This is a genomic window from Nocardia sputorum, assembly GCF_027924405.1.
Taxonomy (GTDB): domain Bacteria; phylum Actinomycetota; class Actinomycetes; order Mycobacteriales; family Mycobacteriaceae; genus Nocardia; species Nocardia sputorum.
The window spans coordinates 6,418,542-6,439,704 of record NZ_AP026978.1 but is presented as its reverse complement, the minus strand read 5'-3'; the positions used below and the strand labels follow the sequence as shown (position 1 = coordinate 6,439,704).

General features: G+C 69.5%; 23 protein-coding genes. 13 read left to right on the top strand and 10 right to left on the bottom strand.

Annotated elements, in window-relative coordinates; genetic code table 11:
* Window positions 1-306: 306 nt before the first annotated feature.
* The 7 genes from QMG86_RS28980 to QMG86_RS28950 form a co-directional block, all read right to left on the bottom strand.
* A complete protein-coding gene (locus QMG86_RS28980; protein ID WP_434085482.1) occupies window positions 307-714 on the bottom strand; it encodes a VOC family protein in 408 nt (135 codons plus the stop codon).
* 494 nt (window positions 715-1,208) lie between these two features.
* On the bottom strand, window positions 1,209-1,568 hold the full coding sequence (locus QMG86_RS28975; RefSeq protein ID WP_281875925.1) for a VOC family protein: 360 nt from the start codon (window positions 1,566-1,568) through the stop codon (window positions 1,209-1,211).
* A 37-nt stretch (window positions 1,569-1,605) separates the two neighbouring features.
* Window positions 1,606-2,433, bottom strand: a complete 828-nt coding sequence (locus QMG86_RS28970; RefSeq protein ID WP_281875923.1) for a class II fructose-bisphosphate aldolase — start codon at window positions 2,431-2,433, stop codon at window positions 1,606-1,608.
* Window positions 2,434-2,671: 238 nt separating this feature from the next.
* Entirely contained in the window at window positions 2,672-3,607 is a 936-nt protein-coding gene (locus tag QMG86_RS28965) for a hexose kinase (protein WP_281875921.1), read from the bottom strand.
* A gap of 14 nt (window positions 3,608-3,621) precedes the next feature.
* Window positions 3,622-4,782, bottom strand: a complete 1,161-nt coding sequence (locus tag QMG86_RS28960; RefSeq protein WP_281875919.1) for an N-acetylglucosamine-6-phosphate deacetylase — start codon at window positions 4,780-4,782, stop codon at window positions 3,622-3,624.
* A 184-nt stretch (window positions 4,783-4,966) separates the two neighbouring features.
* A complete protein-coding gene (locus tag QMG86_RS28955) occupies window positions 4,967-5,911 on the bottom strand; it encodes an ROK family protein (protein WP_281875918.1) in 945 nt (314 codons plus the stop codon).
* A gap of 13 nt (window positions 5,912-5,924) precedes the next feature.
* Complete coding sequence (locus tag QMG86_RS28950; protein ID WP_281875917.1) at window positions 5,925-6,821, bottom strand: SIS domain-containing protein; 897 nt, start codon at window positions 6,819-6,821, stop codon at window positions 5,925-5,927.
* Window positions 6,822-6,980: 159 nt separating this feature from the next.
* Between QMG86_RS28950 and QMG86_RS28945 the strand changes: the two genes are divergently transcribed.
* From QMG86_RS28945 to QMG86_RS28925, 5 genes are all read left to right on the top strand, one after another.
* The gene (locus QMG86_RS28945) at window positions 6,981-8,231 is read left to right on the top strand and encodes an extracellular solute-binding protein (RefSeq protein ID WP_281875916.1); all 1,251 of its coding nucleotides are present in this window, start codon (window positions 6,981-6,983) and stop codon (window positions 8,229-8,231) included.
* A gap of 1 nt (window position 8,232) precedes the next feature.
* Window positions 8,233-9,114, top strand: coding sequence for a carbohydrate ABC transporter permease (locus QMG86_RS28940; protein ID WP_281875915.1), 882 nt, complete (start codon window positions 8,233-8,235; stop codon window positions 9,112-9,114).
* A complete protein-coding gene (locus QMG86_RS28935) occupies window positions 9,111-9,995 on the top strand; it encodes a carbohydrate ABC transporter permease (RefSeq protein WP_281875914.1) in 885 nt (294 codons plus the stop codon). The genes QMG86_RS28940 and QMG86_RS28935 overlap by 4 nt, the downstream gene beginning before the upstream one ends.
* Before the next feature lie 90 nt (window positions 9,996-10,085).
* Window positions 10,086-10,829, top strand: a complete 744-nt coding sequence (locus QMG86_RS28930) for a TetR/AcrR family transcriptional regulator (protein WP_281875912.1) — start codon at window positions 10,086-10,088, stop codon at window positions 10,827-10,829.
* Window positions 10,830-10,946: 117 nt separating this feature from the next.
* The gene (locus QMG86_RS28925) at window positions 10,947-11,738 is read left to right on the top strand and encodes a DeoR/GlpR family DNA-binding transcription regulator (RefSeq protein WP_281875911.1); all 792 of its coding nucleotides are present in this window, start codon (window positions 10,947-10,949) and stop codon (window positions 11,736-11,738) included.
* 10 nt (window positions 11,739-11,748) lie between these two features.
* Here QMG86_RS28925 and pnuC read toward each other — a convergent pair whose 3' ends face one another.
* On the bottom strand, window positions 11,749-12,438 hold the full coding sequence (pnuC, locus tag QMG86_RS28920) for a nicotinamide riboside transporter PnuC (protein WP_281875910.1): 690 nt from the start codon (window positions 12,436-12,438) through the stop codon (window positions 11,749-11,751).
* Between the two features lie 153 nt (window positions 12,439-12,591).
* Here pnuC and QMG86_RS28915 point away from each other — a divergent pair, with 153 nt between their 5' ends.
* The 4 genes from QMG86_RS28915 to QMG86_RS28900 all read left to right on the top strand — a co-directional run bounded on the left by QMG86_RS28915 (window position 12,592) and on the right by QMG86_RS28900 (window position 16,263).
* Window positions 12,592-13,395 carry an ABC transporter ATP-binding protein gene (locus QMG86_RS28915; protein ID WP_281875908.1) on the top strand — a complete coding sequence of 268 codons (804 nt, stop codon included), beginning with the start codon at window positions 12,592-12,594 and terminating at the stop codon, window positions 13,393-13,395.
* Between the two features lie 124 nt (window positions 13,396-13,519).
* Window positions 13,520-14,266, top strand: a complete 747-nt coding sequence (locus QMG86_RS28910) for an ABC transporter permease (RefSeq protein ID WP_281875906.1) — start codon at window positions 13,520-13,522, stop codon at window positions 14,264-14,266.
* A 34-nt stretch (window positions 14,267-14,300) separates the two neighbouring features.
* Window positions 14,301-15,098: an ABC transporter permease gene (locus QMG86_RS28905; RefSeq protein ID WP_281875904.1), complete on the top strand. Its 798-nt coding sequence runs from the start codon at window positions 14,301-14,303 to the stop codon at window positions 15,096-15,098.
* Window positions 15,099-15,174: 76 nt separating this feature from the next.
* Window positions 15,175-16,263, top strand: coding sequence for an ABC transporter substrate-binding protein (locus QMG86_RS28900; RefSeq protein ID WP_281875903.1), 1,089 nt, complete (start codon window positions 15,175-15,177; stop codon window positions 16,261-16,263).
* Here the strand turns inward: QMG86_RS28900 and QMG86_RS28895 are convergent, their stop codons facing one another.
* Together QMG86_RS28895 and QMG86_RS28890 are read right to left on the bottom strand one after the other, a co-directional pair.
* On the bottom strand, window positions 16,264-17,301 hold the full coding sequence (locus QMG86_RS28895) for an XdhC family protein (RefSeq protein ID WP_281875902.1): 1,038 nt from the start codon (window positions 17,299-17,301) through the stop codon (window positions 16,264-16,266).
* 13 nt (window positions 17,302-17,314) lie between these two features.
* Entirely contained in the window at window positions 17,315-17,911 is a 597-nt protein-coding gene (locus QMG86_RS28890) for a nucleotidyltransferase family protein (RefSeq protein ID WP_281875900.1), read from the bottom strand.
* A gap of 136 nt (window positions 17,912-18,047) precedes the next feature.
* Here QMG86_RS28890 and uraD point away from each other — a divergent pair, with 136 nt between their 5' ends.
* Genes uraD through QMG86_RS28870 form a run of 4 tightly spaced genes read left to right on the top strand, consistent with a single transcriptional unit; the run spans window position 18,048 to window position 21,123 of the window.
* Entirely contained in the window at window positions 18,048-18,551 is a 504-nt protein-coding gene (gene uraD / locus QMG86_RS28885; protein ID WP_281875899.1) for a 2-oxo-4-hydroxy-4-carboxy-5-ureidoimidazoline decarboxylase, read from the top strand.
* On the top strand, window positions 18,548-18,865 hold the full coding sequence (uraH, locus tag QMG86_RS28880; RefSeq protein WP_281875898.1) for a hydroxyisourate hydrolase: 318 nt from the start codon (window positions 18,548-18,550) through the stop codon (window positions 18,863-18,865). The genes uraD and uraH overlap by 4 nt, the downstream gene beginning before the upstream one ends.
* Window positions 18,866-18,871: 6 nt before the next feature.
* A complete protein-coding gene (pucL, locus tag QMG86_RS28875) occupies window positions 18,872-19,777 on the top strand; it encodes a factor-independent urate hydroxylase (RefSeq protein WP_281875897.1) in 906 nt (301 codons plus the stop codon).
* Entirely contained in the window at window positions 19,765-21,123 is a 1,359-nt protein-coding gene (locus QMG86_RS28870; protein ID WP_281875896.1) for an 8-oxoguanine deaminase, read from the top strand. Before pucL ends, QMG86_RS28870 begins: the two co-directional genes overlap by 13 nt.
* Window positions 21,124-21,163 lie beyond the last annotated feature (40 nt).

Genomic DNA, 21,163 nt, shown 5'->3' with positions numbered 1-21,163 from the left:
CCGGTGGGCAACTGCCCTGCCCACCACCCCGACCGGCCGACGGCGCGCAAACCCCTCGCACGCGCCGCCGGCCGATCACAACGGTACGTCCGTACCATTGTTCGTTATCTCTTTTGGTTACCTCAGTGCATAAGGTGTGGGAGCTGGTGGCGGGGAGTCCAGGAGCGGCGTCCTGCGGGTTCGGTGGTCGGTCCAGGGTTGTCGCAGAACTCTCGCATCTGATCATTTATGCGAGCGGCTGTCGCGAGCGGTAGGAGTCCGGGGTCCGGGCTGCGCCGGGGACAGGTCTGGCGCAGCCCGGGCCCGTCATGTGAGGCTGGGGTAGCCGTCGTAGCGGGCGGTGAGCGCTTCGAGGTGGTGGCCGGCCGGATCATCGAAATACACGCCCCGGCCGCCGTGATTGGTGTTGATCTCGCCGGGTCTGCGCATCTGCGGATCGGCCCAGTACGTGATACCCCGCGCACGGATGCGTTCCATGATCTGGTCGAACGTGTCGTCACTGACCAGGAATGCGTAGTGCTGGCCGGGGAAATCGATGGGCGGTTCGGCGAAATCGAGCACCCGTCCGTCGGTCAGATACACCGCGACGAAAAACCCTGCATCCTGCGGCTCGGGCAAGCCGAAGATCTCGGTGAAGAACCGTGCGGACTCGTGTTTGTCTCGAGCGGCGATGATCGTGTGGTCGAAACGCACATCCACCTGTGGATGCGGCATGTGTAACTCCTTTCTCCATGGACTTCGATCTGGTGATGCCATGGAGGGGGCGGGCCTCGAGCCCGCCACACGATCAAGGAGCTGCCGGGAACCCATCTCGCTCACGGCGTATAGCCGACCCGGCAGTCACGTCGCCGACTCTAGCACCATCGTCGGGCAGGTCGACCCCGGCTTGTGCCCGAGCCGCCCGGGATCGCAGGTGAGCAGCAGCATTTCAACGGCCCCAGAACGTGAGCAAGTTCGGTCCTTCAGAGCGAACCGACTCGTGGTCGGCGTTGGGGTCAGACGCACAAGTTCGATCGGATGCTCGAAACGGGCCGGATCACCGTCGGGGTGCTCACTTGACCGTGATCGTGCTTCCCGTCCAACGGGGTCCCGGACTGGTGAAGCCTCGGGCGGTTTACCGCACCGGAGCTGATGGTCTTACGCCGCCACTCGCTGGTGCGGGTGTAGCCGGCGAGAGAACCTTTCGTTGGTATGCCACTCGTGGCGGGTCAGTGGTGGTGTTCGATGCAGAATTCGTTGCCTTCGGGGTCGCGGAGGGTGGCCCAGCCGAGGCCGTCGGGGGTTCGGTGGTCTTCGTAGAGGGTTGCGCCGAGGGTGCGGGCGCGGTCGACTTCTTCGTCGCGGGTGCGGGTAGTGGGCATCCAGTCCAGGTGGACGCGGTTTTTCACCACCTTCGTCTCCGGTACTCGGATGAAGAGGAGTCCCGGTGTTCCTTCCGGCGCCTCCAGGACGACCCAGTCGGCGTCGGGTCCGTTGCCGTCCGCTACCGGCCATCCGGTGAAGGCGCTCCAGAACGACGCGAGGGCGAAGGGGTCGGAACAGTCGACCGTGACGTGTCGAATGATCATCTCCTCAGCCAATCATTCGGACGCGTTCTCGTGCGGGTCAAACGGCGAGGAGGCGGAGGAAGTGTTCGACTTCCGACCGGATGGCGGCGCGGCCGGGGGTGAGATACTCGCGCGGGTCGGCGAGGCCGGGGTCTTGCGTGAGGCGCTCGCGGATGGCGGCCGTCATGCGGATGTTCAGGCGGGTGGCGATGTTGATTTTCGTCATGCCGTGGTCGACGGCGGCGCGCAGGCCGTGGTCGGGGACGCCGGAGGACCCGTGCAGGACCAGGGGTACGGGGACCTTCGCGGCCAGATGAGCGATCAGGTCGTTGTCGAGTTCGGCGGTGCGCGTGTGCATGGCGTGCGAGGAGCCGACGGCGACCGCGAGTGCGTCGACACCGGTGGCGCTCACGAATTCGACCGCCTCGTCCGGATCGGTGCGCGCGCCGGGCGCGTGGACGCCGTCCTTGCCGCCCACCTCCCCGAGTTCGGCTTCGATGTGCACACCGCGTTGGTGGCACCACGCGGTGATCGAGGTGGTCGCGGTGACGTTGTCGGCGTAGTCGAGGGCGGAGCCGTCGTACATGACCGATCGGATGCCCAGATCGACCGCCCGGCGGATCAATTCGGCACTGGTGGCGTGGTCGAGATGGACCGCGACCGCGGCGTCGCTGTCGGCGGCGATGCGCAGGCAGGCGAGCCCGAGCGGGGCGATGCCGCCGTGATAGCGCGCGGTGTTCTCCGAAACTTGCAGCACCACCGGCCGCTTCGCCGATTCCGCGGCGGCCGCGATCGCCTCGGCGTGCTCGAGGGTGATCACGTTGAACGCGCCCAGCCCGCCAGGCCGGGCCACGGCGATCAGGTCGGGTATCGAGGTCAGCGGCATAGTGCGTGCTTTCGGTAGAGCGAACGGCGTACTTGCGACCCCGGGGCCGCTTCGACGCAGTCCTGCGGAACGGGGGCTGGTGCGTCCGTGGTGAGTTCACCGCGTACCGTGTCGACGCTGCGCCGGGTGAGCCACGCAAGACGGACTGAGGGCCACGGCGGCACGACCCCGCGTCGTGCGTCCCGCCTGCCCGCGCGCAGTGGTCCACGGGCGATCGGCGCGCTACTGGGCGCGGCGGTCATGGGGAAGCCTTCTGCGGTGTGGGTAAGTCCAGTTCGCGGACTCGGACGGTGGGGGCGAGGCGGGTGCGCAGGCAGCGGTCGATCTCACCGGCCACCGGGATGACTACGGCGGCCGCGGAGGTGGCTACGGCGTCGGCGAGCAGGGCGGGCCAGTCCGGGCGCGGTTCCGACGAGAGGGCCGCGATCACGGCCGCCACCGCGGCATCGCCCGCGCCGGTGGGATTCCCGGCGAGCGGTTCGGCCAGCGCCGCCGACCACGCGCCGTCGGCGGTCACCGCGGCGATCCCCTCGGGACCGCGGGTCGCGATCACGGCGCGCACCCCGTTGTCGATCAGCGGCTGCACGGCGGCGCGGATCTCATCGTCGGTCTGCGGCTGCGTGCCGGTGAGGCGGCGCAACTCCGCGTTGTTCGGGGTGAGGACGATGCCCGGCACCTGCGCCGCCAAGCGCAGTGCCTCGCCGTCGACGTCGCAGATGGTCGGCACGTCGGCCGCGATGGCGGTGCGGGCGATCTCGGCGGGCAGCGAGGGTTCGATGCCGCCCGGCAGCGACCCGGAGATGACCAACCCGGCGATCTCGGGCAGCAGGCCCGCCACCCGGACGGCCAATTGCTCCGCGGCGTGCGGATTGGAGACCCTGGCGCCCGGCTCCCACAGCGCGGTGGCGGTGCCGTCCTCGGACTCGCTGATCACGACCGTGCGGCGCACCCAGGGCAGCGCGTGCACGAAGTCGACCGGCATCTCCAGCTCGGCGGCGGCCGCGAAGGCGTGGTCGGAGAATCCGGTGGCCCTCGCGTATTTGCCGAGCTGATTCAGCACCCGGGTCACGTTGATGCCCTTGCCGCCGATGCGCTGCTCCACCGACCGCACCCGATGGGCCTGCCCGCGTTCGAAGCGTTCGACGCGATAGGTCATGTCGTACGCGGGATTCATTGACACGGTGAGGATCACGTCAACCACTGTCCACGTCTGAGCACCCCGCGCAAGTGGAGATTGTCACTGACTGTCAATATGTCGGCGAATCGGCCGGGCCGCAGGTCACCGATGTCGGTGAGCCCGAGCGCCGCCGCCGGGACCGACGTGGCCGCGCGCACCGCGTCCCGCAGCGGGACACCGGATTCGCGGACGGCACGCGCGACGCACTCCAGCAAGGTGCTGACCCCGCCCGCGATCGATCCGCCGGCGATGCGCGCCACCCCGTCTTGCACGGTCACCGGCTGCGGGCCGAGCCGGTACTCGCCGTCGCCGAGGCCCGCGGCCTGCATGGCATCGGTGACCAGCGCGACGCGCCCCGGCGCGGTCGCGAACACCAGCGCGGCGAAGCCCGGATCCACGTGCACGCCGTCGCCGATCAGCTCCACGACGACGTCCCCCGCCGCCGCGGCCACCAGTGCCGCGGCGACCGGGCCCGGGCCCCGATGGTGCAGCGGCGGCATGCCGTTGGCCAAGTGCGTCACGATGCTTCCTGATCCATGCGGCCGCAGAACATTCCGGAAAGAGGCATAGTCGGTGTCGCTGTGGCCGAGTGCGACCACCACACCGCTGTCGGTCAGCCGCCGCGCGACGGCCGTGTAGCCGGGACGCTCCGGCGCGAGCGTCATCGTGCGCAGATGCGCGCCTCCGGCGGCCAGCAGCCGGTCGGTCAGCCCGAGATCGGGATCGCACAGGAATCGCGGATCCTGTGCACCGCAGCGCGCCTGCGCCAGGAACGGCCCTTCGACGTGGATTCCGCCGAGCACGCCTTCTTCGGCGAGTTCGCGCAGGGTGGCGGTCTGCGCCACCATCTCCGCGGCGGGCCCGGTGACCACGCTCGCCACCACTGTGGTGGAGCCGTGCGCATGGTGCGATTGTGCGGCGGCCCGCGCGTCCGCGGCGTGCACGGTATCGAACCGATAGCCGAACCCGCCGTGATTGTGAATGTCCACAAGCCCCGGCAGCACGGTGCCAGAAAATGGCGGCTCAGGTAAATCGGGATGCGCCGCTCGCCATTGCGCGAACGACCGCACGGCCGCGATCCGGTTTCCGGATACCAGCACCACCCCGTCGTCGAGTTCGACGCTCGCCGAGACGATGCGCCCTCGGATGATCAGCTCGGTGTGTGCGGTCATGTCAGTGCCCCCTGGCCCGCGAGGTGGGTGACGTCCGCCGGGCGGGACCGGTCGGCGTGCGTTTCGGCTGTGCTGGTCAGAAGGCATCGAGTGAACAGCCGAATGGCCTCGGACCGCGCTGGAAGTCGGCGCGGCGCGACGGTTTCTCCGGCGTGGGGTAGCACTGGCTCATCCGCGCGACCCGTCATGTCAACGCACCGCGACGGGCGAACAGGGCGGCGCCCGCCAGTCCGGCGCGGGCGCCGAATTCGCCCAGCACCACTCGGGGCGCGGGGACCAGGCGGAGCCGGTCGGACAGGGCTCGGTGCAGTGGTTCGGTGAGCGCCGCGCCCGCGCCGGCGAGCCCGCCGCCGAGGACGACCAGTTCGGGGCAGGCCGCGTGCACGATGCCGACCAGCCCGTCGGCGAGCGCGTCGACCGCGTCCGCCACCACGGCGGCCGCGTCGGGGTCGGTGGACATGAGCGCGAAGATCTCCGCCGCGCCGCTCGTCTCGCGCCCGGTGCGCCGGGTGTAGGCCCGCGCGATGGCCGCGCCCGAGGCGACCGTCTCGACGCAACCGGTATTGCCGCAAGCGCAGGGCAATCCGCCCACGCGCCGCACCGGCACGTGCCCGTACTCGCCGACCTGCCCGTAGCTGCTGCGCACCAATCGTCCGCCGACCGACAGGGTCCCCGAGATGCCCGTGCCGAGAACGACGACGCACACGTTGTCGTAACCCCGCCCGGCGCCGTACCGCCATTCCGCCCAACCTGCGACGGCCACATCGTGTTCGATCAATGTCGGCACACCCCAGCGCTCGGTGAAGCGGTCGCCCACGTGCACGTCCCGCCAGCCGACATTGCTGCTGAACACCGCGACCGATCGGGCGGTGTCGACGATGCCGGGCAGCACCACGGCCGCCCGGCGCACCCGGCGGCGGTCGGATTCCGGCAGGTCGGCCAGCAACCGATCGCCCAATTCGCCCATGGCGTCGAAGGCGGCGGTGCCGTGGGGCGTGGCGACGGCGCCCACGGCCAGCACCGTGCCCGCGCCGTCGGTGACCTCTCCTTTGATAGTGGTACCGCCGACGTCCACGCCGAGCACCAGGGCGTCGCTCGGCAGCACCGCGGTATCCGCCCGCGGCGTCATCGCGCGCCCCCGGTCACGACTTCAGCACCACCGAGCGATTCAGGCCGCGCGGGTGGTCCGGGTCCAGTCCCAGGTCGGCGGAACGCAGCAGGCAGAGCCGGTGCACCCGGATCAAGTCGGCCATCGGATCGATATCGCGGTGTTCCAAGTGCGCGCCGGTGGCGGTGACGTCGGCGGCGAAGTCCGGCTCCAGGGGTCCGAAGGCCCAGACCGCGCGGCCCGGTGCGGAGATGGCGATCGGGCCGTGGCGGTACTCGGTCGCCGGATACGCCTCCGTCCACGATTGGCAGGATTCGCGCAGCTTGAGCGCCGCCTCGTCGGCGATGGCCGCCGCGAATCCCATGCCGACGAAACTGATCTGCTCCGCAGCGCGGACCGACCGCAGCGATTCGGCGGGATCCTCGGCGAGTACCGCGCGCGCCTGGGCGATCACCGGCGCGAGGTCTTCGCCCAGATGGCTGCGCAGGATGGCGAGGGTGGTCGTGGCGAACCGGGTCTGCACCACCGATCGCTCGTCGACCTGGTCGATGAGAATCGGGTCGCCCAGTTCGAGGACGGGTGTGCCGGGACTGGAGCAGATCACCGCGCGCGGGATGCGCGCGGGGATGTCCCGCATGGCGCGCACCACCTCGGTGGTCGTGCCCGAACGGCAGATCACCAGGTAGCGGTCGTAGTCGCGAGCGCGCACGGCGCTGGCGGGCCAGGCGTCGGTGATCCCCCGGCCCGCGCCCTCGCGCAATGCCGCGATCGCGCGTGCCATGAAATACGAAGTGCCGCAGCCGATCACCGCGACACGCTCGCCCGGCCTCGGTAGCGCGGCGTGGTGATCGGCTGCGATGGTCGCGGCGTGCGTCCAGTCGTCCGGCTGGGTCGCCACTTCGGTGGCCAGATGCGGCTCAGGCGTAGGCACCTGAACAGCTTCATCCCGATGATCGTTTATGTCAAATATGCGATCAAATCGGTCACATTTGATCACGATTCGGATTACATTGAGGTGCACGGACGGTGCGTCCTCCCATCATCGGCGGCTCCGCTGGCGCCGGGTGGGTAAATCTGAAAGGTTCTGCTCGTGAAAAGACCGTTTCACCGCGTGCTTGCCGGAGTCGCGATGGTCACCGGCGTCGCGCTGGCCCTCTCCTCCTGCGGGTTCGGTTCGAAAACCGCCGCGGACTCCGCCACCACGATCAACTTCCTCGCCCCCGCCTACAGCGACGGCGCCACGGGCACCAAGGCGCTGTGGGACGGGATCGTCGCCGAATTCCAGAAGCAGAACCCGGGCATCACCGTCAACGTGCAGATGGAGTCCTGGAATTCGATCAACGACGTGGTGCGCACCAAGCTCCAGTCGCCGTCGACCACCCCGGACCTGCTCAACATCGACGCCTACGCCAGTTTCGCGAGCGACGGCCTGCTCTACCCGGCCGCCGACATCGTCTCCGCGCCGGTGCTCGCCGACATCCAGCCCGCTTTCGCGCAGAACGCGGCGTTGAACGGCACGCAATACGCGCTGCCGCTGTTCGCCTCCACCCGCACCTTGTTCTACAACGCCGAACTGTTCGAGAAGGCGGGCATCGCCCGGCCGCCGAAGACCTGGGCCGAGCTGACCGACGCGGCGAAGAAGATCCAGGCGCTCGGCGGCGGCGTCTCCGGGTACGGGCTGCCGCTGGGCAGCGAGGAGGCGCAGGGCGAAACCTCCATCTGGACCTTCGGCGCGGGCGGCTCCTGGGCCGACGGCGACCGGATCACGGTGGACACCCCCGCGAACCTGGAGGGGGTGCGAGCCATGCGTGAGCTCATCGATGCCGGTGCCACCCAGCCGAACCCGGGCGCGACCGACCGCAAGGACGTGATCAACGCCTTCATCCAGGGCAAGATCGGCATGATCGAAGCGCTGCCGCCCACCATCGGCCAGATCCTGGCGAAGAACCCGGGCCTGCGGTACGCGACCGCGCCCTCGCCGACCAAGTCCGGATCGCCGGTCACGCTCGGCGTGGCCGATCACCTGATGGCGTTCAAGAAGGACGGCGCGAAGGCCGAGTCGATCAAGAAGTTCCTCGACTTCTTCTATTCGGCCGCGGTGTACGCCGATTTCGTCAAGCACGAGGGCTTCATCCCGATCACCCAGAGCGCCGCGGCCGCGCTCGCCGAGGACCCGGTGACCAAGGCGTTCGCCGCCACGCTCCCGGTGGCGCGGTTCTATCCGAGCAACAACCCGAAATGGGCGGCGGCGCAGGGCGCCATTCGTCAGCAGATGGGCACCATCGCACAGGGCGCGGACCCGGCTCAGGTGCTGCGCCGGATCCAGGAAGCCGCGAACTGACGTGCGGCGCAGAGGATTGCCGGCGGCGCTGCCGTGGATCGGGCCGTCGCTGGTCCTGATCGCGGCCGTCGTCGCCTTCCCGGCCTGCTACATGGTGTGGACCAGCACCAGGGACCTCAGCGCCTACGGCCAGGACCGCGGCAACGCCGGGCTGGCCAACTATCGGGCACTGTTCGGGATCTCGGAACTCGGCTCGGTGCTGGTCCACACGGTGGTCTGGGTGGTCGGCGTCGTGCTGGTCACCTTGGTGCTGTCCGCGGCGCTGGCCCAGTTCCTGAGCAAGGACTTCCCCGGACGCACCGCCGTGCGAATGGCGATCCTGGTGCCGTGGGCCGCGTCGGTGGTGATGACCACGACGATCTTCTACTACATGCTCGACCCCGACGTCGGCATCGCGAACCGGTTCCTGGTCGACATCGGTGTGCTCGACCGCGGTTACGGGTTCACCAAGCAGCCCACGCAGGCGTTCCTCGTGGCGATGGGCGTCGCGGTGTTCGTGTCGGTGCCGTTCACCACCTACACGATCCTGGCCGGGCTGCAATCCATTCCGGCGGAGATCGACGAGGCGGGGCGGGTCGACGGCGCGAGCGCGTGGCAGCGTTACCGCTATCTCACCCTGCCGCAGCTGCGTCCGGCGATCGCGGTGGCGACCGTCGTCAACATCATCAACGTGTTCAACTCGCTGCCGATCCTGCAAGTGATCACCGGCAGCATCGCCGGGTTCTCGGCGGACACCACCACTACCCTGACGTTCAAACTGATCCGGCAGAACCAGCAGGTCGACACGGCCGCCGCGATGAGCGTGCTGAACTTCGCGCTGATCATCGTCGTCATCGCGATCTACGCGAAGCTGGTCCGCCCGACTCGCGAGGTGGACCGGTGACGGCGCAGGTGGAGGTGCTCGAACGGGAAACCGCGACGCCGGTCGTCGAAGCGGTGCCCGCGCGACGCCGCTGGGAGCTCACCGCGGTCGGCGTGGTGCTCGCGGCGGTGTTCCTGCTGCCGTTCCTCGTGATGGTGCTCGGTTCGCTGAAGAGCAGGGCCGAGATCTTGCGCATTCCGCCGACATATCTGCCGCGCTCCTGGCATCCGGACAACTACGCCACCATGTGGGACACCCCGGAGACGCCCCTGCCGTTCAACCTGGCCAGCACGATCATCATCGCGGTGTGCGCCACCGCGCTGGTGCTGGCCGTGGCGATCCCGGCGGGGTACTACACGGCGCGGCACCGCTTTCCGGGGCGCGGAGTGTTTCTCGGGGTGGTGCTGGTCACCCAGATGTTGCAGCCGACGGTGCTGGTCACCGGGTTGATCCGGGAGTTCTTCGCGCTCGGCATCAACGACACCTGGCTGGCGATGATCCTGGTGAACGCCGCGTTCAACCTGTCGTTCGCGGTGTGGATCCTGCACAGTTTCTTCGCCGCGATCCCGGTCGAGATCGAGGAGGCCGCCATGCTCGACGGACTCGGCCGCGCGCAGACGCTGCTGCGGGTGAGTCTGCCGCTGGTCTGGCCGGGCATCGTGACGGCGACGATCTTCGTGCTGGTGGCGTGCTGGAACGAATTCGCCGCCAGCCTGGTCGTGCTGACCACGCCGGAGAACCAACCGCTGTCGGTGGCGCTGACCAAGTTCGTCGGTCAGTACGACACCGCGTGGCAGTACGTGTTCGCGATTTCCACCGTCGGCATCATCCCGGTGGTGCTGCTGTTCGCGGTCATCGAGAAGCGCCTGGTGGCGGGACTGACCGCGGGTAGCGTGAAATAGTGCCCGCGCCGGACCGCGCGGAGGACGGAATCGCCACGCCCGCACCGTCGCACGCGCGGGCGGGAGGTAGCCGCGCGGTAGCATCGAACGGTGACACGGCGGGATCACGGACCCAAGGACGGTCGCAGCTACGGCGGGCTGTCCAAGGAGCAGCGGGTTGCCCAGCGGCAGACCCGCCTCATCGATGCCGCCCTCGAACTATTCGGCACCCAGGGCTACGCGGCCACCTCGATCGAACGCCTCTGTGCCCTGGCGAACGTCTCCACGCGCAGTTTCTACGAGGACATGGGCAGCCGCGAGGCCCTGCTCATCGCCTTGGGCAATCGCATCACCTCCCGCGCGCTGGAGTACGCGCTCGCGGCCCTGGCGGCGACCGAGAACGAGCCCTTGCCCGTGCGCATAGTGGCGAGTTTCCGCGCGTACCTGGGTGTCACGTGTGCCGATGCCCGGCGGGCGCGAGTCTGCTATGTCGAGGTGGTCGGCGTGAGCGCGGCAGTGGAGGAGTGGCGCAGGCAGCAGCGCCGCTTGCTGTCGGCGTTGCTGATCAGCGAGGCCGAGCGCGCCGTCGGCCGCGGCGAGACCGGTCCGCGCCGCTTCGATCTTTTCGCGCTGGCGGTGATCGGCGCGGTCACGTCCCTCGCTCAGGAACTGGTGCAGAGCACGGCGCCGGATTCGACGGTGAGTCTGGACGAAATCTGCTCGGAGATCGCCTATTTCGTGCATTCCGGCCTTTCGCACCCGCGGGTCGATCCGTCGACGGGGGATCTGGCCGGACATCTCCCCGCCACACCGGTGCTTCGGGAGAGACCCGCGGTCGAGGCCGATGTGTCTTGAGCCGGACCGGACCGGCTCCGGTCGTGGGAGATCGCTACGGCCGGCACGGGGGTGTGGTCATATTGTTCGCGTGTTCGCCGAAACAGCAGGTTTCCCGCGCGACCGGGCCGGTGTGAGATGACCGGACCCACGGATCGTCCGCAACGGTGGAGCCGGTTGCTGGAACTGCTCGCCGAATCCGGGCGGCTCTCGGTGGAGGAGGCCGCCGACCGGCTCGGCGTGTCCGCCGCGACGGTGCGCCGCGATTTCACCGCGCTCGCCCAACAGCAGCTGGCCACCAGGACGCACGGCGGTGTGGTGGCGACCTCGGTGGCCTATGACCTGCCCGCCCGTTATCGGCAGAGTGCGGGCGAAGCCAAGCAGCGCATCGCCGAACACGCCGCGTCCCTGGTCGATCCGTGCGCGGTGGTGGGGATGAACGGCGGCACGACCACCACGGCGGTGGCCAGATCGCTGGCCGGGCGCCCGGATCTCGGATCGGCTGGTGACGAGCAGCTCACCATCGTCACGAATGCGCTGAACATCGCGGGGGAGATGGTGCTGCGGCCGCACATGCGCACGATCGTCCTCGGCGGTGTGGCCCGGCGGGAATCCTACGAGTTGCACGGGCCACTGGCCGAACGGGCGCTGGCCGAACTGCGGCTCGACGATCTCGTGCTCGGCGTGAACGCGATCTCCGTGGCGGGCGGCGCCCAGTGCAGGCACATCGACGAGGCCGGGGTCACCACCGAGATGGTGCGGCGTTCCGGCCGGGTGATCGTGGTGGCCACCGGGGACAAACTCGAGCGCACCGCGCTGGCTCGTATCTGCGGCATCGAGCAGGTGCAGGTGCTGGTCACCGATACCGGCGCGGATCCGGCGGCGGTGGAGGCCATCCGAGCGGCGGGCGTGCGGGTCGACGTGGTGTAGCCGCCCGAGCCTACTTCGCCGTGGCCGACGTCAGCGGTCGCGAAGCCTCGGCGATGGGACGGATGCCGCGCCGCCAGACCAGGAATCCCCAGGCCACGAAGCCCGCGTAGACGAGATACAGGGCGGCGGAGGGGTAGTAGCCCGCCCGCAGCAGCAGTGGAACGCCGACCAGGTCTACCGCGATCCAGATCAGCCAGAACTCGGCCAGGCCCCGTGCCATGCCGTAGGTGGCCAGGACCGAGCCGGTGAAGATCCACGCCTCGGCCCACGGACCGTACGAACCCAGCCACGCGAAGATCTGAGCGAACACCGCCGTGCCCGCGAGCATCGCGGCCACGAGCACCACGCGTTCGCGCGTACTCGCCCAGCGCGGGTCGACGCCGCGATGGGTGGAACCGGTCTCCCGCGCCGCGTGGCGGTACCAGCTCCACCAGCCGTAGACGCTGACCGCGACGAACATGAGCTGGCGTCCGGCCTGTCCCGCCATGTTCAGCTGCTGCGGGGTGTGGAACACGCCGCCGACGAACACGGTGAACAGCAGGGCGTTCCCGGCGATGCCCACCGGCCAGGCCCACACGCGCCGCCGCATGCCGCCGATCGCGGACGCCAAACCGAAGCCGTTGCCGATCACCTCGCGCCAGAGGATCTCCGAGCCCGCGACGTGCAGCTTGGCGTCGAGCAGCGTGATGATCGGGTTCACCTGTCGTGTAACCCGCCGCGGGGCGTATCTCATCCGATCGGATCGCCGCGATCGAAATCCACCTCGCAGCCGCGGTGCGGACCGTAACGATTGCGCAATCTGGCGGCGCGATTCGCAATGTCCGTGCAACGGGGTGCTCTTATCGTGGCCGTCATGAGCACGGAGAGCGGTACCGCCGGGGGGACCGGAATTCATCTCAGCGGATTGACGAAGACCTTCCGGGTCGGGCGGAAGACCGTGCAGGCGTTGGCGAGTGTCGATCTGCACACCGAACAGGGCGCGTTCCTCTCGCTGCTCGGCCCGTCCGGCTGCGGCAAGTCGACAGTGCTGCGCATCCTGGCGGGCCTGGAGACGCCGACCGCGGGCACGGCGCTGATCGACGGCGCGACGCCCGGCGAGCTGCGCGGCAGGCATGCGCTCGGCATCGCGTTCCAGGATTCGGCGTTGCTGCCTTGGCGGTCGGTGGCCTCGAATATCGCGTTGCCTTTGCAAGTCGCGGGCATCAGGCCGGAGCCGGGGCAGATCGACGAGCTGATCGGGCTGGTGGGGCTGGAGGGTTTCGAGAAGGCCAAGCCCGCGCAGCTGTCGGGCGGCATGCGCCAGCGCGTCTCGATCGCGCGGGCGCTGGTGGTGCGGCCTGCCGTGCTGCTGCTGGACGAACCCTTCGGCGCGCTCGACGACATGACCAGGCAGCGGCTCAATCTGGAGTTGCTACGGATCTGGACCGAGAAGCCCGCGACGACGTTGATGGTCACCCACGGCATCGCGGAGGCGGTGTTCCTTTCCGACGTGGTAGCCGTCATGAGTCCCCGGCCGGGGCGGGTGCTGGAACTGGTCGAGATCGATCTTCCGCGCCCGCGGCTGCCGGAGATGATGCGGACGCCGGAATTCCACAAGCTGCACGACTATCTGTCGGAGCTGCTGTTCGGGACCGCGGGCAAAGGAGGCGTCGCATGAACGAGCACCGACCCGAACGCTGCCCGCGCCACGGCAAACCGGGCGGGCAGCGGTCGAGCGCGCACATCCGGCCGATGCGGCGGCATCTCTTCGCACGCTGCGTGCGACGGACGGGAGACACGGCATGAAGCGCTTCGGCGGTGTGCTCGGCGTGCTCGGGCTGGTCGCGGTGTGGTGGGCGCTCGCGGCGTTCGAGGTCGCGGGCGGCACCGTACCCAGCCCATGGCAGGTGCTGCACACCATGTACACCGACGGATGGGAGCTGTACGGCCCCAACTTCCGGATCACCGCGCTCGGCGCGCTGCAAGGGTTCGTCTGGGGCAACGGCCTGGCCATCGCGCTCGCCGTCCTGATCGTGCTGGTGCCGCCGATCGAGTCGCTGGCCACCCAGCTGGCGATACTGAGCTACTGCACGCCGCTGCTCGCGCTGGGCCCGATCATCCTGGTGGTCTTCGGCGGACGCACCCCCACGGTGTTCTTGGCGGCGATGTACTGCTTCTTCACCACGATGGTCGGCACCGTCGCCGGGTTGCGTTCGGCCGACCGGACCAGCCTGGATCTGGTGCGCGCCTATGGCGGCGGACGCTGGCAGCAGCTGTACCGGGTGCGGGCGATCGCGGCGCTGCCCAGCACGTTCGCGGCGTTGAAGATCGCCGCGCCGTCGGCGGTGCTCGGCGCGATCATCGGCGAGTACCTCGGTGGCGTGGACAGCGGGATCGGGGTGGCGCTCACCGCCGCGCAGACCTCCTACAACGTGCCGCGCACCTGGGGCATGGCGCTGGCCGCCGCGGCGCTGGCCGGGCTCGGTTACGCGCTGGTGGCGCTGGCGGCACGGTTGGCCGCGCCGTGGACCGCGCAGGGAGCACGATGAACGTCCGGCCGGGCCGGCACGGGAAGGACGCCCGATGAAACTGCTGCGACGCATCGGGATCTTCCTGTTCCCGCTGGCCACCTCGCTGCTGTTGATGCTGGTGATCTGGTACGTCTTCCTGCGGGCGTTCCCGCAGGTCGGGCCGCGGGTCGGCAAGACGCCCGGCGACATCTGGAGCTACTTGGTGACCGCGCCAAACGCCGCCGCCGCGCGGCAGGCGATCCTGGACGATCTGCAGATCACGCTGCGCGACGCGGCCATCGGGTTCGGCGCGGGCATGCTTGCCGCGCTGGTGGTCGCGGCGCTGTTCGTGTCGTTCGCCGCCGTCGAGCAGACCTTTCTCCCGGTGGCGATGCTGCTGCGCTCGGTGCCGCTGGTGGCGCTCACGCCGATCATCGTGCTGGTGTTCGGCCGTGGTCTGGCGGGGGTCGCCGTGCTCGCCGCGATCGTGGTGTTCTTCCCCGCCCTGGTCATGATCATGGCGGGCCTGCGCAACGCGCCGCGGCAGGCGCTGGAACTGGTGACCGCGTACGGCGGTTCACGGTGGACCGGGTTGCGCATGGTGGCCGTGCCCGCGGCGCTGCCTTCGGTGTTCGCCGCCGCGCGGATCTCGGTGCCGGGTGCGCTGATCGGCGCGTTGCTGGGGGAATGGCTCGGCAGCGGCACCGGGTTGGGCGCCAGTCTGATCCGGGCGATCCCGACGTTCCAGTACAGCAAGTTGTGGGCCTCGATCGTCATCGTCACGCTGGTCTCGGTGGCGCTCTACGCGATCGTCGGCGTGGTCGAGAACCTGGTGCTCGCCCGCTTCGGCCCGGAAGCCGGACGACTCTGAGCGAACAGACCGGCGAATTCCTCGCCCGGAACGCCAAAGTAAAGAAAATGAAACGCGCTGCCCCTAGATTCGGCCCATGACACCCGCGCACCGCTCCACGTTCGGGCACCTGAACCGACGCTCGTTTCTCCGTTACTCCGCGTTCGCCGGCGCAGCGCTCGGCGGCGCGGGGGCGCTGGCCGCCTGCGGCGGAAGCTCCGACGACTCGTCCGGCGGCACCACCGCGGACGGCTCGAAATACGGCGGCGTCGCGGTACAGCTGTCCTGGTTGAAGAACATCGAATTCGCGGGCGAATACTTCGCCGATTCGAAAGGCTATTTCAAAGAGGCGGGTTTCGGCTCGGTCGACCTGATCGCGGGCGGCGCGGCGAGCACGTCGGTGGAGGCCGGATTGGACACCGGGAAGGTGTGGCTGGGGTTGTCCGCGCCACAGACCACCGCACCGGCGATCCTGGAGGGCCTGCCCGCCAAGATCGTCGCCACCACGTATCAGAAGAACCCGTTCGCGATCGTGTCCTCCGCGGCGAAACCGATCAAGACGCCCGAGGACATGAAGGGCCGCAAGATCGGTGTGCAGGACACCAACCAGCTGATCTTCACCGCGCTGCTCACCGCCAACGGGATGAAGCCGGGCGACGTCACCATCGTGCCCGCGCAATTCGACCCCACGCCGCTGGCCAACGGTGAGGTCGACGGATGGGTCAGCTACGTGACCAACGAACCGATCACGCTCGCTGCGAAGGGTTTTCCGACGGCGCACTTCTTGTTCGCCGATTACAACCTGCCGCTGGTCGCCGAGACGCTCACGGTCGCGCAGGCCACCATCGACAAGGAGCGTGACAAGCTCAAAGCGTTCCTGGCCGCCGAGATCAAGGGGTGGAAGGACGCGGTGGCGGATCCGGCCGAATCGGCCCGGCTCGCGGTGGAGGTGTACGGCAAGGACCAGAAGCTGGATCTGGCCGAGCAGACGAAAGAGGCTGTCGCGCAGAACGATCTGGTGGTCTCGGCGGACACGGCCGCCAACGGTTTGCTCTCCATGACCGACGCGCTGATCGAGCAGAACGTCGCCGCGCTCCGCAGTGCGAAGATCGACATCAAGGCCGCGCAGCTGTTCGATCTGTCCGTGCTGCGCGAGGTCTACGCCGAGAATCCCGGCCTGAAGTGATCAGATACCAAGTCCCACAGCGGTTCGCGGCGTGATCGGGATCTCGCCGCTGTATGGGTCGGCCGGTCGCGCCGGTTGCGCGGCGCGGGCGGCCAGCAGTTCGGCGGCGATCGCCACGGCCATCTCGGGCGCGGTGCGCGCTCCGATGTCCAATCCGGCGGGCGAATGCAGCCGCGCGAGCGTCTCCGGGCCGAAACCGCCTGCCTGGAGATCCTCGATGCGCCGGATATGCACCTGGCGCGAGCCCATGGCGCCGAGATAGCCGAGCTCGGGTAGTCGTAGCGCCACGGTGAGGAGCGGGATCTCGAAGGTGGGATCGTGCGACAGCACGACAATGGCCGTGCTGCTGTCGATCTCTCCGGCCGCGGAGAGGGTGTTGAGGTAGCGGTGCGGCCAGTCCACCACCACCTCGGCGCCGGGAAAGGAGTCCGGCGTAGCGAAATTGGGGCGCGAGTCGCAGATGGTCACTCGGTAACCGAGTAGCTTGGCCTGCACCGTGAGTGCGGCGGCGAAGGAATTGGCGCCGAAGATGATCAGGCGCGGCGGCGGGGCGAACGAGGAGACGAAGACGTCCGAATCCGGTAGCGCCACCAATTCGGTGGCGTGCTTCTTGTCGGTGATCAGGTGCTGGCCGATCAGGTCGGCATCGGAGTTCCACACCACCGTGAAGACGGTGACCCTGCGGTGCGCCGCGATCTCGGCGGCGACATCCGGGAACTCCGGGAAGTGTCTTCGGGAGAACGGTTCGGTGAAGACGTCCATCATCCCCTCGCCGTTCGCGCCCGCCTCCAGGCCGGTGGCCACGCCGAAGCGGTGCATCGCGCGCCGCCCGGTGCGCGCCGCCTGGAGCACCGCCTCGTACGCGATCTCCTCCAGCCCGCCCGCGGCGACCGATCCGTAGACGCCCCCGTCCGGATCGACCAGCATCGCGGAGCCCACCGGCAAGGGGGCGGCGCCCACAGTGCGCACGATGGTGCCAAGTCCGCCGGTCCGGCCCGAGTGCCACACCCGCAACAGGTCGTCGACGATGTCCCGCATCAGCTAGCTCCGATCACCGTGCGGTCGTGGCCGGGAAGTCACGATCGACGCCCGTCGCCAAATCGTCGCACGTGACGCACACCATATCGTCTCTACCGGTCAAATATGTCCGGGCTCCGGAATCTCCCGCCGCTGCCCCGCACACCGCGTTCCAGTGCTTGTGGGCGATAACAACGGGGTGGCCCGGTGTGTTGTGGAACACAGCACGAGCCAGGCCGCCGGGTGCCGCCAGCGCGGCGTTCAGCACCCGGGCGACCACGTCGGCGCCGACATCGGGGGTGTCCACCGGCATGATCGCGGCGTAGCGCGCGGGCGTGCTCGACGCGGCGATCAGACCCGCCCGCAGCGAGGCGCTCAGACCGGTGGCCCAGTCCGCCGCCCAGACGTGCCGCACCCCCGGCGGCAGTTCGACGATCCGCGGCGTGGGGCCGGTCGCGCCGAGCACCACGATGACCGGGTCGCAGCCCCCGCCGCGCAGCGCGGTGACCGTCGCTCGCAACCATGCGCCGCCCTCGGCGAGCACTTTGGGTTTTCCGTAGCGGGTTCCGGCGCCCGCGGCGAGCACGACGCCGGCGCACGGTGCGACGGCGGAGCGATCAGGGTCGGCCATGCGTAAACGGTAATACCGGCCGGTCTGCGCCGCACGATGGGAAACCCGGTGCTCAGGCGCGTCCGGGAGCGACACGCCGACAGCGATCCGACCCCTTCCGGTGGCGGCTCGCCGGGTCGTATTCGATGCTGGTCCGATGACGGATCGGCGACCCGGGATCGCGGCGTTCGACGCGCTGTCCGACGACGCGGCCTACCAGGCGGTGCTCCGCTGCTGCTCGGCGCCGGGCTTCGCGCGGTCGGTGGTCGCAGGCCGTCCGTACCGGCGGGTCGAGGCGCTGCTCGACGCGGCGGAGGAGCTGTCGGCGCTGCTGCCGGAGTCCGAACTCGAGCTGGCGCTGGCGGGTCATCCCAGGATCGGGGAGCGGCCGCATTCCACGGCCTCGGCGCGGGAGCAGGCCGGGGTGGCGGGAGCGGACGAAGCGGTACGCGCGGCACTCGCCGAGGGCAACCGCGTCTACGAGGAACGGTTCGGGCACATCTACCTGGTGTGCGCGAGCGGAAAGTCGGGCGAGGAGCTGCTCGCGCTGCTCGCCGCCCGGTTGCGCAATGATCCCGAAACCGAAAGGCGAGTCGTGCGAACAGAATTGGGCAAGATCAACCGCATCCGGCTGCGCGCGCTGCTGGCGGAGCTGTCGTGAGCGCGCTGAGCACCCACGTGCTGGACGCGGTGCGGGGTACGCCCGCCGCGGGCGTCACGGTGACGTTGTACCAGCAGGCGCGCCAGCTCGATTCGGGCGAAACGGGCGCGGACGGGCGGATCCGCGCATTGGGCGAAGCGCTCGAACCGGGAACCTATCGGCTGGTGTTCGACACCGGCGCCTACTTCACGAGGCAGGGGGTCGAAACCTTCTATCCGGAGGTGAGCATCACGTTCACCATGACCGATGAGCGGCGCTATCACGTCCCATTGCTGTTGTCGCCCTTCGCCTTTTCCACCTATCGAGGGAGCTGAGCGAGCATGGAACTGACCGGACCGATCGAGCTGACCGGCCACAGATACGGCAAGGCGGAGAACCGGATCGTCCGCATCTACCGGCAGAGCGCACGGCACGAGATCCGCGACGTGAACGTGTCCACCGTGCTGCGCGGTGATTTCGCCGACGCGTACGTGTCCGGCGACCAGGCGAAGGTCTTGCCCACCGACACGCAGAAGCAGACGGCCTACGCCTTCGCGAAGCAGCCGGGATTGCGAGCCATCGAGGACTACGCGCTCGCGCTGGCCGATCATTTCGTCGCCGACATCGAACCGGTGCGCAGCGCGCGCGTCGAGGTCGACCAATACGCCTGGCGGCGCGTGTCGGTCGGCGGCGTGGAGCACGACCACACCTGGGTGCGCAGCGGGCCGGACGTGCGCACCGCGGCCGTCACCGTGACCGGCAGCGGCGACGAACGACGGGCCTGGGTCGTCGGCGGGGTGAAGGACCTGACCATCCTCAAGTCGACCGGCTCGGAGTTCGCGGATTTCCTGACCGACGACTTCACCGTGCTCGCGCCGACCCATGATCGGATGCTGGCCACCGCGCTGGTGGCCGAATGGCGGTTCGCGAGCAGCACGGGCGTGGACTGGGACGAGGTCTACGCGGGCGTGCGGGCGCGGCTGGTGGAGACCTTCGCGACGCTGCACTCGAAGGCCCTGCAACAGACCCTGTTCGAAATGGGCAAGGCCGCGCTGGCGGCCTACCCGGTGCTGGCCGAGATCCGGCTCGCCGCGCCGAACAAGCATCACTTCGAGTACGACCTGGCCCGCTTCGGCATCGAGAACCGCGGCGAGGTGTACCACGCCGACGACCGGCCCTACGGGTTGATCCACGCCACCGTGGCACGTGCCGACGCGCCGGAAGCGGGCCTCGCGTGGACCAGGTGACCGTCATCGCGGACTGCGCCGTCGCGACCGTGGACCCGCACGGGACCGAGTACGTCAGCGGCCACGTCGTCGTGCGCGGCAACCGGATCGACGCGGTCGGCGCGGGCGACCCGCCGGAAGTGGGCGGTGCGCGGCGCATCGACGGGCGCGGCTGCCTGCTGACGCCCGGGCTGGTGAACACCCATCAGCATCTCTATCAATGGATCACCCGGGGCCTGGCCACCGACCACACGCTGTTCGAGTGGCTGGGAAAGCTCTACCCCGTCTGGGCGGGTATCGATGAGGACGCGGTCCGCGTGGCGGCCACGGGCGCACTCGCCGCCCTCGCCGCCACCGGGTGCACCACCACCACCGATCACCACTACGTGTTCCCCCGCGACGGCGGTGACCCGCTCGCCGCCGAGATCACCGCGGCGGCGCGGGTCGGTCTGCGGTTTCACCCCTGTCGCGGCTCGATGGACCTGGGGGCGAGTGCGGGCGGGCTGCCGCCCGATCATCTGGTGGAACGCCTGGACGACATCCTCGCCGCGAGCGCGGAGGCCGTCGCGCGCTGGCACGACCCGTCGTTCGACGCCATGCTGCGGATCGCGCTGGCGCCGTGCTCGCCCTTCTCGGTCACACCGGACCTGCTGCGCGAGTCGGCGGCGCTGGCCCGCGCGACAGGGGTCCGGCTGCACACCCACCTCGCCGAGACCGCCGACGAACAGGACTATTGCGCCTCGGCCTTCGGCTGCACGCCCGCGCAGTACATGCAGCGGCTCGGCTGGTTCGGTCCCGACGTCTGGTACGCGCACGCCGTCCACCTGGACGACGACGCGATCGACGCCATGGCGGAAACGGGCACCGGCGTGGCGCATTGCCCCACGTCGAACGCGCGGCTCGGCGCGGGCGTCGCCCGCACCGCCGACCTGGTGCGCGCGGGCGTCCCGGTGGGTCTCGGTGTCGACGGGGCGGCCAGCAACGAGGCGGGTTCGATGATCGAGGAGCCGCGCCACGCGCTGCTGTGGGCGCGCAACCGGGGCGGCCCGCACGCGATGACCGTGCGCACCGCGTTGGAACTGGCCACCATGGGCGGGGCTCGCGTGCTGGGCCGCGCCGCCGAGATCGGTTCGATCGAGGTGGGCAAACTGGCCGACTTGGCGCTGTGGCGCCTGGACACGGCCGCGCACGCCGGGATCCAGGATCCGGTGACCGCCCTCGTGCTCGGCTCGGCCCCGCCGCTGGCGGCGCTGCTGGTGAACGGACGCGAGGTGGTGCGCGACGGCGAGGTCAGGACGGTCGACACGGACGTGGTCGCCGGCGAGGTGGCACGGGCGCAGGCGGCGTTGCTCGCGAAGGCGGGTTGAGGGCGCGCGCGGCTCGCCTGCCGACCTGACGAAGATCGCA